The sequence below is a fragment of the Streptomyces sp. NBC_01454 genome (assembly GCF_036227565.1).
Taxonomy (GTDB): domain Bacteria; phylum Actinomycetota; class Actinomycetes; order Streptomycetales; family Streptomycetaceae; genus Streptomyces.
In genome coordinates this window covers 3,207,914-3,221,390 of the sequence record NZ_CP109460.1, presented here as the reverse complement: position 1 = coordinate 3,221,390, position 13,477 = coordinate 3,207,914, and the positions used below count along the sequence as shown (strand labels likewise).

Below are 13,477 nucleotides of genomic sequence, written 5' to 3'. Positions count from 1 at the left end.
AGCAGGGAAACCAGCAGGGAGAGCCAGTGCCACAGGAGAACTCTGCCCGCCCCCAGGACCCGGACGGCACGGGGGCGGACGGCTACGACTACGACGTGCTCGTCATCGGCTCCGGCTTCGGCGGGGCGGTCTCCGCCCTGCGGCTGACCGAGAAGGGCTACCGCGTCGGCGTCCTCGAAGCCGGCCGGCGCTTCACCCGGCAGACGCTGCCGAAGAACTCCTGGGACCTGCGCAATTACCTGTGGGCCCCGGCGCTCGGCTGCTACGGCATCCAGCGCATCCATCTCCTGGGCAACGTCATGGTCCTGGCGGGCGCCGGCGTCGGCGGCGGCTCGCTCAACTACGCCAACACCCTCTACGTACCGCCGAAGCCCTTCTTCGACGACCCGCAGTGGAAGGACATCACCGACTGGCAGGAGGAGTTGACGCCGTACTACGACCAGGCACAGCGGATGCTCGGCGTGCGGCTCAACCCGACGATGACGCCCTCCGACGTCCATCTGAAGGCGGCGGCCGAGGCCATGGGCGTCGGCGACTCCTTCCACATGGCGCCGGTCGGGGTGTTCTTCGGGGACGGCGAGGACGCGGACGGCGGCGCGCGGACGAAGCCGGGGGCGGAGGCGGCGGACCCGTACTTCGGCGGCGCCGGCCCCGCCCGCAGCGCCTGCACCGAGTGCGGGGAGTGCATGACGGGCTGCCGCCACGGCGCCAAGAACACCCTCAACGAGAACTACCTCCACCTCGCCGAACGCGCCGGTGCGGTCATCCACCCGATGACCTCGGTCGTCTCGCTGACCGAGGACTCCCGCGGCGGTTTCGCCGCGGGCACCCTCCCGACGGACAACAAGAAGAAGGGCGCGGGCCGTACGTTCACCGCCCGCCGCGTCGTCCTCGCGGCCGGCACCTACGGCACGCAGACCCTGCTGCACCGGATGAAGGACAGCGGTCTGCTCCCGCACGTCTCCGGCCGGCTCGGCGCGCTGACCCGCACCAACTCCGAGGCCCTGGTGGGCGCGCAGACCGACAACCGCCGCTACCGCAAGCGGCACGGGGCGAAGGCCGACTTCACCCGGGGCGTGGCGATCACCTCGTCGATCCACCCGGACGCCCACACCCATATCGAGCCGGTCCGTTACGGCCGGGGCTCCAACGCGATGGGCGGGCTGACCATCCTCCAGGTGCCCTACCGCCCCACCGGACGGGTCGCCGGCTGGCTGGCGAACGTGGCCCGCCACCCGCTGCTGGCCCTGCGGTCGCTGTCCAACCGCCGCTGGTCGGAGCGGACCATCATCGGTCTGGTCATGCAGTCCCTGGACAACTCGCTGACGACGTACCGCAAGCCGAACGGCCTGGGCAAGGGCCTGCTCACCGCGCGGCAGGGCCATGGCGCGCCCAACCCCGAGCAGATCGCCGCGGCCACCGAGGCTGCCACCCTGCTCGCCCAGGAGATCAACGGCTTCGCGGGCAGCAATGTCGGGGAGCTGATGGGGACCCCGCTGACCGCGCACTTCCTGGGCGGCTGTCCGATCGGCGCGGACGCCGGCCAGGGCGTGATCGACCCCTACCACCGCCTCTACGGCCACCCGGGCATCTCGGTCGTCGACGGCGCCGCGGTCTCCGCCAACCTGGGCGTCAACCCGTCGCTGACCATCACCGCACAGGCCGAGCGGGCGATGTCGCTGTGGCCCAACAAGGGCGAGCCGGACCCGCGCCCCGCCCAGGGCCGCGGCTACCGGCGGCTGACGCCGGTCGAGCCGGTCCGGCCGGCCGTCCCCGCGAAGGCGTTCGGCGCCCTGCACCTGCCGCTCCTGGCCGTCCCGCCGGTGCCGCCGAAGAAGTCCACGTCCGCCGGCCAGGACACGCCTTCGGATCACCCGGCACCGCGCACCTGCTCGTGACGAGGGGCCGCACCCGCTCCGGATGCGGCCCCCACTGCACTGCGTCTGCCGTTACGCGGCGGCGCCACCGTTCGTCTTACGGCGGCGGACGGCGAAGACCGCGCCCGCGCCCACGACCATGGCGACCCCGCCCACGAGGGCGAGGGTGGGCAGCGCGGAGGACGCACCGGTCTCGGCGAGGTTGCCGGTCACCGGCAGCTTGTCCATGCCCGCCTTCGGCTTGGCGGTGCCGACCGGCTTCCCGCCACCCTGCGGACCGGGCTTGTTGCCGGGCTTGCCGGGCTTGGCCGGCGGGATCTCGCCGGGGTTGCTGCCGGCGGTCAGGATCGTGAAGTCGTACCACTGCTCCTTCGCCCAGCCGCAGGAGCCATCCTTGTTCTGGTAGTCGCCCGCGACCAGCGCGAAGCCGTCACCGGCCGTGGCGCCCTTGTCGGCGCGGATGCGCATCTTGAGCTCGGCGGTCTGGTGCCCGTCGAGCTGGAACCAGCCGAAGTACTGGCCGTCGGTCCACTCGTCGAACGAGGTCCACTTGCCGGTGTCCGGGTTCTGGTACTCCAGGTCGAGCTGGGACTTGGGGTGGTCCATGTGCTCGGTCGGCACCGCGTAGATGACCGGGTAGACCTCGTCGAGCGTGCGGTCCGTGGTGTTGGACAGGTGCACGCTGAAGCCCTTCCAGCCGCCGCCCGCGACGAGCTTGGAGGGCAGATGGGCGACGGTCACCTTGATCGCGGCGTCGTCGACCGTGCACTCGGGCTCGTCCCCGTCGTCGCCCGGCTCGGTGGGCTCGGCGGAGGCGGAGGGCTTGGCGGGGCCGCCGGTCTTGGTGCCGTTGCCGGGGGTGGCCGGGGTGGACGGCTTGGTGGCCGTCCCGTCCCCGGTCACCTCACCGGTCGTGCCGTCGTCGCCCGCAGTGGTGTCGTGCGGCGCGCTCGCGTCACCGGCGCCCGGCGTCGCCGGCTGGGTGGTGGTGTCGCCGGACTGCTCGGCACCGGGGGTGCCCGGCGTCGGCTCGGCGCTCGCGCTGGACTCGGTCTCGGGACCGGTCGTCGCGAACGCGGCGGGGGCCGCCATCAGGGCGGCGGGCGCTATGACGGCCGTCGCGGCGGCGGCCGTCAGGGCACGGCGAAGCTTCATCGAGAAGACCTCTCAAGGTCCAGCGTGCCGAAAGCCGGCACAAGTGGGTAGCGGGCCGTCGCGGTGGGGCGCGGTATGGCCGTGCGATTGCAGGTACATGACCAGCCATGGCCGAAAATGGTTGTTCACTAAACCAGCATTGCCGTCGTGATGCCCGTCACATCTGTCACAGCCGTCTCGCAGGCCTCTCAAGGGAAACCCACAGCCAAGGTCCGGCGGAGGGCGTGCGCCGGGCGCGCGGCCCCCCATAGCGAAGGGCCCCGGACGCCGTCCGCGAGGGGGGTGCGGACGGCCACGGGGCCCTTGGCTTTCGGTGCCGGCGTCAGGGCGGCGCCGGTACCGAGGGCGGCGCTGGGGGGGGGTAGCGCCGCTGGCTCTTGGAGTGGTGCTCGAGGGTGCGGATCCCGCGCCGGCCGGGCGGCATGGCGGTGCCGAAGGTCCCTGCGGACTGCGGTGTGTGGTGCGTCAAGCATCGTCCTGGATGCGCCTCACCTGGCGCAACCGTTTCGACCGGATGCGGTCGGTCCCGGGCGTCCCCAGGACCGACCACCCCATCGGATGTGACCGGGCTGCTGTCCCCTGCCGACCGGTCACTGCACCGGAGCGAGGTCCCACGACGCGGACCGCGGCTGGCGGTCGGCGTCTCATCGCTCCGGGGTTCCGCCCGTGGGGCGGCGTCTACGCGTAGTCCTGCAGGCCGCGCCTGGCTGGCGTGGCACCGGGAACAACGAAGCCTCGCGGCGGCCGGTCACGCGCCGTACGGGTGAGTCGGCAACCGAACTCAGATCCGGCAGCCGCGCCGGGGCGCGCCCGCTCCGCCACGTGCTCCGGCGCCTACCGGAAGCCGACCGCACACCGTCGGGAACCAGCCATGTCGCGGGCTCGGGCACTCTCAGGGGTTGCCTCAGATCTGGCCGCGCGACAGCTCCAGCAGGGTCATCGCCAGCGCGGTGCCCGGCTTGCCGAGCTGGTCGCGGTAGTGGGCGAGGATCTCCATCTCGCGGGAGAGGTTCACCCGCCGCCCGCCCGAGGTGAGGCGCTCACGCTGGATCACGGCGGAGACCGCCATCCGTTCCTGGACGAGACCGATGATCCGGCCGTCGAGATCGTCGATCCGCTGCCGTGCGTCGGTGATGATCCCGACGGCCTCCGGGGTGCGTGCGCCGGTCTCCGCTGCGGTGTCCGCCGAGGTCACTGCCGTGGTCACTGCGGTGGTGGTCGCGTTGCTCATGTCCGTCTCCTGGGGAGTGTGGCCCGGAGCCGACGGTCCCGACAGACGCAGACGCCCCGGACCTTGTCGGCCCGGGGCGCCTGGGAAGTTGCTCGTCAGTTGATCAAGCAGCACGACCATGGCAGCCGGTGGGGCCGGTGCCATAGGTAAAGACGAAGGTCAGCTGCTTGTTCATGGGGCTCAGTATGAGCCCGTTAGAATCGAAAGTCCAACCCTGCTCCACACCGCCGGAAGGCCGCCGAAGTGCCATCAGCGCCCCCTGCCGCTGCCCCGGACGTCGTCCTCGTAGTCGACTTCGGCGCACAGTACGCCCAGCTCATCGCCCGCCGGGTCCGTGAGGCCCGGGTCTACAGCGAGATCGTGCCGTCCACCATGCCGGTGGCCGACATGCTCGCCAAGAACCCCAGGGCGATCATCCTCTCCGGAGGCCCCTCGTCGGTTTACGCCGAAGATGCCCCCAGCCTGGACCGTTCCCTGTTCGAGGCCGGTGTCCCGGTCTTCGGCATGTGCTACGGCTTCCAGCTCATGGCCCTCAGCCTCGGCGGCACCGTCGACAACACCGGCGCCCGCGAGTACGGCCGTACCCCGCTGACTGTCTCCCGTCCCGGATCCACCCTGTTCGAGGGCACCCCTGCCGAGCAGTCGGTGTGGATGTCCCACGGCGACGCCTGCTCCGCCGCCCCCGAGGGCTTCACGGTCACCGCGTCCACGGACGTCGTGCCCGTCGCCGCCTTCGAGAACGACGAGAAGAAGCTCTACGGCGTCCAGTACCACCCCGAGGTCATGCACTCCACGCACGGCCAGCAGGTCCTGGAGCACTTCCTCTACCGCGGCGCGGGCATCGAGCCGAACTGGACCACCACCAGCGTGGTCGAGGAGCAGGTCGCCGCGATCCGCGCCCAGGTCGGCACCAAGCGCGCCATCTGCGCGCTGTCCGGCGGCGTGGACTCCTCGGTGGCCGCCGCCATCGTGCAGAAGGCCATCGGCGAGCAGCTGACCTGCGTCTACGTCGACCACGGCCTCCAGCGCAAGGGCGAGTCCGAGCAGGTCGAGAAGGACTTCGTGGCCGCCACCGGCGTCCAGCTGAAGGTCGTCGACGCCGAGGAGCGCTTCCTGACCGCGCTGGCCGGGGTCAGCGACCCCGAGCAGAAGCGGAAGATCATCGGACGCGAGTTCATCCGCGTCTTCGAGCAGGCCCAGGCCGAGCTGGTCGCCGAGGCCGGCGCCGAGGGCGAGGAAGTCGCCTTCCTGGTCCAGGGCACGCTCTACCCGGACATCGTCGAGTCCGGCGGCGGCACGGGCACCGCCAACATCAAGTCGCACCACAACGTCGGCGGGCTCCCCGAGGACATCGAGTTCCAGCTCGTCGAGCCGCTGCGCCAGCTGTTCAAGGACGAGGTCCGGATGGTCGGCAGCGAGCTCGGCCTGCCCGACGAGATCGTCCACCGCCAGCCGTTCCCCGGCCCCGGCCTGGGCATCCGCATCGTCGGTGAGGTCACCAAGGAGCGCCTGGACCTGCTGCGCGAGGCCGACGCCATCGCCCGCGAGGAGCTGACCGCGGCCGGTCTGGACCGCGAGATCTGGCAGTGCCCGGTGGTCCTGCTCGCCGACGTCCGCTCGGTCGGCGTCCAGGGCGACGGCCGGACGTACGGCCACCCGATCGTGCTGCGCCCGGTGTCCTCCGAGGACGCGATGACCGCGGACTGGACGCGGATGCCGTACGACGTGCTGGCCCGCATCTCCACCCGCATCACCAACGAGGTCGCCGACGTCAACCGCGTCGTCCTCGACGTCACCAGCAAGCCGCCGGGCACCATCGAGTGGGAGTGACCCCACTCGCCGCCTGACCCACGCCGCCGTCCGGACCACCGGGCGGCGGCGTGGTGCGTTGCCGGTGCGCCCCGGATCGCCGTGCCCGGCGGGCCGCTCCCCGGCTCCCGCGCCTCCCTCAGCCCTCCACGGCCGCGGCCAGGCGCTCCAGGGTCGTGGCCATCGCCGGGCCCATCCGCCGTGGAAAGCCGGGGAGTTCGACGACGAGACGGGGGAGCCGGGCGCGCGACCAGTCGTAGGTGTGGGTGACCCGGGTGACCCGGGTGGTCCCTGCGCCCCCGGTGGCGTCCGTGCGCGCCGTGCCGTCCCCGGGCGCCAGCTCGTAGCGCCAGCGCTGCCCGCCGACCAGCCGCCGGCCGCCGACCTCGCCCCAGGTCTCCCAGGCGAACAGCCGGCCCTCCTCGTACTCCACCACCACGTTCACCGACCGGTACGCGAGACGCCCCTGCGCCATGCCCATGCTGAACCGGTCGCCGATACCCAGCGGCGACGGCCCCTCCGGGCGGCCGCGCAGCATGCCCGAGCCGTCCAGCTCGGTGTGCCGGGCCGGGTCCCGCAGGACGGCGAAGAGCTGCCCGGGTGTGGCGTGGATGTCCTTGCTGACCGATACGGCCCTCATTGTGTGCCCCTCCGCTGCCGTTTCTGGTGCGTTCATGATGCAGGCCGACCGATCTGTGTCCGTCCCGGCCCTGGTGACCTGCGGTACCGAGAGGTAGCTTCCGCTTCGAGCATCAAGAGCCGTACGTGCCAGGAGGAGAGCCGCGATGCCCGAGCCGACGCCCGTCCCCACCGAACAGCTGCACTTCGCGATGCCGCCGGCCCACGAGACCGTCGAGGACGAACGGCGCCACCGCAAGGAACGCCTGGTCGCGGCGCTGCGCCTGTTCGGGCGCTTCGGCTTCGAGGAGGGCGTCGCGGGCCACATCACCGCCCGTGACCCGGAGTTCCCGCAGTGCTTCTGGGTCAACCCCTTCGGGATGTCGTTCCGGCACATCACGGTCGGCGATCTGATCCTGGTGAACGCGGAGGGCAAGGTCGTCGAGGGCCGCCACCACGTCAACCAGGCGGCGTTCGCCATCCACGCCCAGGTCCACCGGGCCCGCCCGGACGTCATCGCCGCGGCGCACAGCCACTCCACGTACGGCAGGGCGCTGTCCGCACTGGGCGAGCTGCTGGAGCCGATCACCCAGGACGTCTGCGCCTTCTACGAGGACCACGCGCTCTTCGACGACTACACGGGTGTGGTCGTGGACGAGGAGGAAGGGCGGCGGATCGCGGCCGCGCTCGGCCCGCACAAGGCCGTGATCCTGCGCAACCACGGGCTGTTGACGGTCGGCGACTCGGTCGACGCGGCGGCGTGGTGGTTCCTCACGATGGAGCGCTCCTGCCAGGTCCAGCTCACCGCGAAGGCGGCCGGCAAGCCGGTGCTGATCGATCACCACAACGCCGTCCACACCCGCGAACAGCTGGGCAACGACCTGGTGGCCTGGATCAACTACCAGCCGCTGTACCAGCAGATCTCCCGCAGCGAGCCGGACCTCTTCGACTAGAAGACTCATGAAGATCTTGCTGAGGGGTCGTTCGGCCGCAGGCCGGGCGGCCCCTCCGGCTATGTGCTGGCCGGGGCGAGGTGCCAGGTTCCGTTGGTTCGGTTGAGTCCGAGGTTGATCAGTCGGCGAAGGTTGAGGGCGGCTGCTCGGGTGTGGAGCCAGGTGTCGTTCTTGATGGTGCCGCGGTAGCGGAGTTTGCGGTTGCCGTGGTGGACGAGCCAGGCGACGGCACGTTCGACCGGTGGTCTCCAGCGCCGGTAGTCGGCCTGCCAGTCGGGATCGGTGGCGGCCTGCTGGCGGGCGGCGGCGAGCAGATCGTGGTGCGGACGGATGGTCAGGATCCGCCCGGCCTTGGCCTTGGTGCACCGCTCACGAAGGGGGCATCCGGCGCACACGTCCTTGAACGAGGCTTTGCGCTGGTGGTGCTGCCCGGCGGGAGCGGATAAAGGGACGGTGTGTCCGGCGGGGCAGGTCACGGTGGCGGCGACGGTGTCGATGACGAAGTCGTCGAGGGTGAAGCCGCCAGGGACGGCGGGCCGCAGCGGTGCGGGTTTGAGGAACAGCCGGTGACCGGCGGTTTCGAGGCTGTGGCGGGCGTCACCTGTGGAGTAGGCGGTGTCACCGAAGGCGTCAACGGGCTCGTCCTCGTCGGTGAGCAGGTCGATTCCGACCATCGCCTCGTGGTGCTCGGGACCGGCTCCGGGCCGCAGGGCGACGGCGGTGTATAACCCGGTCTCGGGCTCAATGGCGAGGTGGGCCTTGAAGCCGTCCTGCTGGTGGGTGCGGGTCTTGTGCACGTGCCGGGCTTCGGGGTCGACAGTGGAGACCATCCGGTTCTGTGCGGTGCCTTGGGTGATGCGCCAGCGCCCGTCGTGGCCGTCGGAGTCCTCGGCGGGCTCCACGTCCTGGCCCGCGACCAGGGCCAGGATGCCGACCGCGTTCGCGGCCTTCTCGCCGAGCTGCTGCTCGGGCAGGTGGCCCAGCAGCCGCAGCGCGTCACCGACCAGGGCGTCGACCAGGTCGGCACGGGCCTGCTCGTCGTTCCAGGCGATCCTCGGCTTGCCCGGGTCGTTGTAGTCGTGCGCGGTGCAGTGCACCGCGACCACCTCGCCGGCCCCGGGGACGTCCCGGATCACCGCCCGGATGGCGGCGATGATCTGGGTGACGGTGTCCTGGGTGGCCACCGCGTCATCCAGCACGGTGGAATCCAGCGCCCGGCGGTGCTTGCCCTTGAGGACACCGGTGGCCTTCACGACCTCCCGCACAGCCTCGAACACCCGGTTCGGCCGGGCGGAACGGGCCAGCCGGCGGCGGAAGTAGGCCAGCAACGACGGATCGAACGCCATGTCATGAAGGCCCAGTCCGCAGGCTGCCTTCCACCTCAGGTCGCACCGCAGTTCCTGGACCGTCTCGAAGTCCGACAGCCCGTGCAGGGCCTGCAGCGTGATCGCCGAGGCCAGGATCTGCGGCGGCATACTCGGCCGCCCGTTCGCCGACGGGTACATGTCCGCGAACATCTCCGCTTCGAACAGCGTGCTGCGATGCTCGGCCAGGAAAGCGAACACACTCCCCGCCGGGATCAAATCCCGGCAGGTCTCCCACACATCCGGCCCGACCGTCTCCCCGGCCCATTCCCCCATCACCACAACAAGCAGTCTGGCCCCGCCGCTCACGCGGCGGGGCCAGAACTCCAAGATCTTCATGAGTCTTCTAGGGCCTGTCTCGTCGATGAGTGGAGGGAACCGGCGCCCTGGGGGCAGCGTCCACTGATGCACAAGATCGCTACGGGCGCAGAGGAGCTTGAGATGACCGGCACGGCCACCCGTTACCTCTATCTCGTCCGGCACGGCGAGGCGTCACCGGACGAGAGCAGGCTGACGGAGGCCGGCCGGCGGCAGGCCACACTGCTCGGCCAACGTCTTCGGGACGTCCCCCTCGCAGCTGTTCACCACGGTCACCTGCCGCGGGCGGAGCAGACCGCACGTCTGATCGGCGATCAACTGAAGAGCGTCCCTCGGCATGTCTCGGAAGCCGCTGGTGACTACGTGCCCTACATGCCGGAAAAGGACGAACTTCCGGCCGAATCGGCAGACTCCTCCCTCCGCTTCCTCGCCGGCACCACGGACGAGGAGCGGAAAAGCGGAGCTGCGCTGGCCCGTCAGGCGCTGGATCTGTTCACCGGGCCGGTGGACGGCGAACAGGATCGGCACGAACTGGTCGTCACCCACAACTTCCTGGTCGCCTGGCTCGTCCGGGATGCCATGCATGCTCCGAAGTGGCGATGGCTCGGCCTCAACCACTGCAACGCGGCACTCAACGTCATCCGCTATGCCCCCGGCCGGCCCGCGTCCCTCCTCGTCTCCAACGACATGCGGCATCTGTCCAACGCACTGCGATGGACGGGCTTTCCCGCCGAGCTGCACATCTGACGGCGCCGGTCAGCCCATTGCGGCGGCCGGGTGGCGAACAGCATCGAGCGCGGCATCAACTGCCGCAAACAGCGGCGCGGCCTGGCCACGCGATGCGTTCACCGGAGGGACCCCGGAGCGCGAGCTCCGCACACCGGCGCCTGCGGGACGGCCGGCCGTTCCGCCGTCCCGCGGGCCCGGGCTCACGAGGGTGGCAGCAGTTCGCGCAGGGGTGCCACGGTCGCGGAGATGCCATGGCTGAACGGTGCGTCGAAGTCCCAGACGAGGAACAGCAGGAAGGCGATCAGCGCGCTGAAGAGGCCGGCCATCAGCAGCTCCCGCCCCGAACGCCGGATCTGCAGCGTGAACATCACGCCGATGGAGATGGCACCCCCGACGACCAGCCCGAACCACACCACGCCCGGCAGCGTCGAATCCGCCGCGTCCGCACGGGCCGCGCGGGCCCCGTCGGCCACCGCGACCTGATCGACCAGCGGCTGGTAGGACTGCCCCTCGAAGTCGTTGCGCGGGTGGTAGTCGGTGACGTCCGCCCGGACCTTCGTCAGCAGATCGCTGCCGTGCCGGGTCAGTTCCCCCTGCCCGGCCATGACCGGCCACTCCTTGTGCACCACATACGTCACATAGGCCCCGACATCCGAACGGATCCTGTCCCGCACCGGCGCGGGGTAGGCCCGGGCCCGCGCAGCGACCTCGTGCAGCGCCTGCGCCTCGGTCCGCACGGTGTCCTCGGCCGCGCTTTTCGCCTCCCAGACACCGGCGATGGCCAGACCCAGCACGATCGCGTACACCACCCCCACCATCATCGTCAGATACTCGATCACATCCGGTGTTTCGGTCGGGTCGTCGTCCTCGGTGATCCGCCGCTCCTTGAGGACGGTGATGGTCAGGACGACGCCGCAGACCGCGGCCATGGCGATGGTCAGCACCAGCCATTGCGACATGGAGACCTCCTACGAGGAACGGCGTCCGGCGGAACCGGACGAGGAGCTCGAACGGGGACGGAGGGCGGCCCCGGCCAGCACGGCCGGAGCGGTGAGCAGCAAGGTCGTGGTCACCATCGAGCGCCCGGCGCGCGGTTTGTGGGACACCGGCGCATAACTGCGGGGCAGGACGGGTGGCGGCGGGGACGGTCGGCGGGGCGGGCTGTGGACCGGCCGGGAAGCGGGGGGCGGCGGCACCGGGCGGGCGCGGGGAGTGGGCGGCGGTGGCGGGGGTGGCGGGGGTGGCGGAGGCGGCGGAGGCGGCGGAGGAGTGGCCGGCCGGGCCCTGGGAGGCGGCGGGGGCGGCGGCGCCGGCCTGGGGATGTGCGGACGAGGGGCCGGCGCGTGGGTGGGCGGGGCCGGCGGTGTGGTCCGGGTGCAGGGGAAGTGCCAGCCGCGCGGCATGGGAAATCCGGTCGGCACATCCACCGGCGGGGCGGTCCCGGCGTAGGCGCAGTTGTCGCCGGTGACCGGGTGCCCGTACGGGGCGGGCGCGGCCGCCGCCGGCGCGGGGACGAGCAGCGCGGCGGTACCGGCCAGCAGCAGACAGACGGCGGCGGCCGCCACCAGCCGGGGCGCCAGGTGCCCCAGGGTGCGCAGGAGTTGCGGGGGACGGGGGCCCCGCCGGTCGCCTGGCCGGCGTGGCGGTGGCCCCTCCGGGCGGGGTGGTCCGAGTGACCTGTGCGGTCCGGGTACGTGGCACACGGCGAGAGCTTGCGCAGCGCGCGGACAACTCAGCCGTCGCGGTACCCCGGTTCGCCCGAATAGGGGACCCGGCCGTATTTCCCGGCGCGCGGCCGGTCAGATGTGCGGACGGAACCGTACGCCGGTACGGAAACACCGGGGCGCATTCGGCTTCCCGGCCCGCCCGATGCCGTACGTCAACGCGCCGATGCGCCCACCACCCGCCGTCAGCTGGAGGTTTGACATCGGCCCTGGCTTTCTACGGCACAATTCGCCGTTGTACGGGACAAGTTGATGACGGTGGCGGGGCGGTAGCTGACGTGGCGGTGAATGCGGCGGGCGGGATGGCCGGTACGGGCGAGCCGGGGGAGGGCGTAGAGGGCGCGGAAGGCGGCGAGTGCCGGTGCGGGCACTGTCCGCACGGCGCCCGGGTGGGGCACCGTGAGGCGGTCGCCGCGTTCGTCGCGCTGCGGGAGGACTTCGCCGCCGGGCGCGGAGTGCCGGCCGGGCTCGCCCGCTCCGCCGGTGCGGCCCGGCAGTGGGTGTCGGACGAACTCGCCCTGTCGGCCCGCGAACTGACCAAGCGGCGGGCGGCCGAGCGGGTCACCTGGCTGACGACGGTACGGCGGCGCACCCTGCTCGCCGTCTGGGCGGCGGTGGTGGCCGTGCTGCTCGGGCAGGCGCTGACCGCCCTCGCCCACGGCTGGACGGCGACCCGTACGGCGGGGCTGCTCGCGGCCGTCGTCCTCGGACTGGCCATGACGGCGGCGGCCTGGTGGCACCGGGCGCACGGCGGGGCGCTGGCCCCGCTGATCGGGGAGGACGGGCGGCTGTCCACCTCACGGACGGTGGCGGCCGGCTGGGCGGCCGCGGTGCTGTACGCCGTCCTGACGCTCGCGGGGCAACTGGCGATCGCCGGCACCCCACAGGCGCGGCGCACCCTGCTCCAGGGCCTGGCGCTCGCCCGGTCCGGCTCCCTGCTGACGATGCTCGCCGTGGCCTGCGCGGTGGCCGTGCTGGCCTACGGGCTGGTGGGGGCGCGGGTGCGGTCCGGGTGGCTGCAGAAGGTGCCCGCGGAGCGGCCGCGCGCCGCCGATCTGCTGACGGACGACGCGGGGCGCGGCAGCTTCCTGGACGTGCAGTACGTCCTGGTGAACCTCGCCGTGCTGGCCTGCGCCCTGGTACGGCTGGCGCGACAGGCGAACGAACTGCCGCAACTGCCCTGGGGGCTGGTGCTCCTGGCGGGGCTCTCCGGGGCCACCTCCCTGCTGGGGAAGCTGGTGACCGGCGGCCGTCCGGTGATCCTTTCCATCGTGCGCTCCCGTGAGCTGGGCGACCTCGCCGCGCCGGTCCGCACCGGCGACGACATCGAGATCCGCGGCGCCGGCTTCGTCCCGCCGGGCGCGGGCACGCCCGACCGGCTCGCCCGGACCGTGGTGCGGATCGGTGATGTGCACGTCCCCGTCCCCCTGGTCCCGGTCGCCGGCGGCTTCGCCAATCCCACGGACGGGGTGCTGACCGTCCCGGTACCGGTCGATGTCGAACCGGGCCGGGTCAAGGTCCGGGTGATCACCGCCGCGGGGGTGGAGACGGCGGGGTATGTGCTGGACATCTTGGACTGAGGGGGTGGGGGCGGACGGCCGACGGGGCAGGTGGGGCCGACCGGTAGCCGGCGCGGGCCGGCGGGGACGCCGTTGACCGGGCCGGCGTGCCGCCGTTGACAGGGGCGTCGTCGGCCGGG

10 protein-coding genes and 1 pseudogene are annotated in these 13,477 nt (G+C 72.0%); 6 read left to right on the top strand and 5 right to left on the bottom strand.

The features are described from left to right. Positions 1-26: 26 nt before the first annotated feature. The gene (locus OIU81_RS13960) at positions 27-1,898 is read left to right on the top strand and encodes a GMC family oxidoreductase (protein ID WP_329147600.1); all 1,872 of its coding nucleotides are present in this window, start codon (positions 27-29) and stop codon (positions 1,896-1,898) included. A 51-nt stretch (positions 1,899-1,949) separates the two neighbouring features. Here OIU81_RS13960 and OIU81_RS13955 read toward each other — a convergent pair whose 3' ends face one another. After that, positions 1,950-3,032 (bottom strand): LAETG motif-containing sortase-dependent surface protein, encoded by a 1,083-nt coding sequence (locus OIU81_RS13955; protein ID WP_329147598.1) that lies wholly within the window; start codon positions 3,030-3,032, stop codon positions 1,950-1,952. A gap of 904 nt (positions 3,033-3,936) precedes the next feature. Further along, entirely contained in the window at positions 3,937-4,263 is a 327-nt protein-coding gene (locus tag OIU81_RS13950; protein ID WP_329147597.1) for a chorismate mutase, read from the bottom strand. Positions 4,264-4,506: 243 nt separating this feature from the next. On the opposite strand from OIU81_RS13950, the gene guaA reads away from it, so the two are divergent. After that, positions 4,507-6,093: a glutamine-hydrolyzing GMP synthase gene (gene guaA / locus OIU81_RS13945; protein ID WP_329147595.1), complete on the top strand. Its 1,587-nt coding sequence runs from the start codon at positions 4,507-4,509 to the stop codon at positions 6,091-6,093. A 118-nt stretch (positions 6,094-6,211) separates the two neighbouring features. Here the strand turns inward: guaA and OIU81_RS13940 are convergent, their stop codons facing one another. Continuing rightward, the gene (locus OIU81_RS13940; protein ID WP_329147593.1) at positions 6,212-6,712 is read right to left on the bottom strand and encodes an SRPBCC family protein; all 501 of its coding nucleotides are present in this window, start codon (positions 6,710-6,712) and stop codon (positions 6,212-6,214) included. A gap of 109 nt (positions 6,713-6,821) precedes the next feature. On the opposite strand from OIU81_RS13940, the pseudogene OIU81_RS13935 reads away from it, so the two are divergent. Next, positions 6,822-7,643, top strand: a pseudogene (locus OIU81_RS13935) (class II aldolase/adducin family protein); the annotation flags it as partial. Between the two features lie 59 nt (positions 7,644-7,702). Here the strand turns inward: OIU81_RS13935 and OIU81_RS13930 are convergent. After that, positions 7,703-9,283, bottom strand: coding sequence for an IS1182 family transposase (locus OIU81_RS13930; protein ID WP_329154787.1), 1,581 nt, complete (start codon positions 9,281-9,283; stop codon positions 7,703-7,705). Between the two features lie 165 nt (positions 9,284-9,448). Here OIU81_RS13930 and OIU81_RS13925 point away from each other — a divergent pair, with 165 nt between their 5' ends. Then, positions 9,449-10,072: a histidine phosphatase family protein gene (locus OIU81_RS13925; protein ID WP_329147592.1), complete on the top strand. Its 624-nt coding sequence runs from the start codon at positions 9,449-9,451 to the stop codon at positions 10,070-10,072. A 182-nt stretch (positions 10,073-10,254) separates the two neighbouring features. On the opposite strand, the gene OIU81_RS13920 is transcribed toward OIU81_RS13925, so the two are convergent. After that, positions 10,255-11,013 (bottom strand): bestrophin-like domain, encoded by a 759-nt coding sequence (locus tag OIU81_RS13920; protein ID WP_329147590.1) that lies wholly within the window; start codon positions 11,011-11,013, stop codon positions 10,255-10,257. Here OIU81_RS13920 and OIU81_RS13915 point away from each other — a divergent pair. Both OIU81_RS13915 and OIU81_RS13910 read left to right on the top strand, forming a co-directional pair. Further along, complete coding sequence (locus OIU81_RS13915; protein ID WP_329147588.1) at positions 11,012-11,170, top strand: hypothetical protein; 159 nt, start codon at positions 11,012-11,014, stop codon at positions 11,168-11,170. The genes OIU81_RS13920 and OIU81_RS13915 overlap by 2 nt on opposite strands. Positions 11,171-12,080: 910 nt before the next feature. After that, positions 12,081-13,358, top strand: a complete 1,278-nt coding sequence (locus OIU81_RS13910) for a hypothetical protein (RefSeq protein WP_329155135.1) — start codon at positions 12,081-12,083, stop codon at positions 13,356-13,358. The last annotated feature ends 119 nt before the right edge of the window (positions 13,359-13,477 follow it).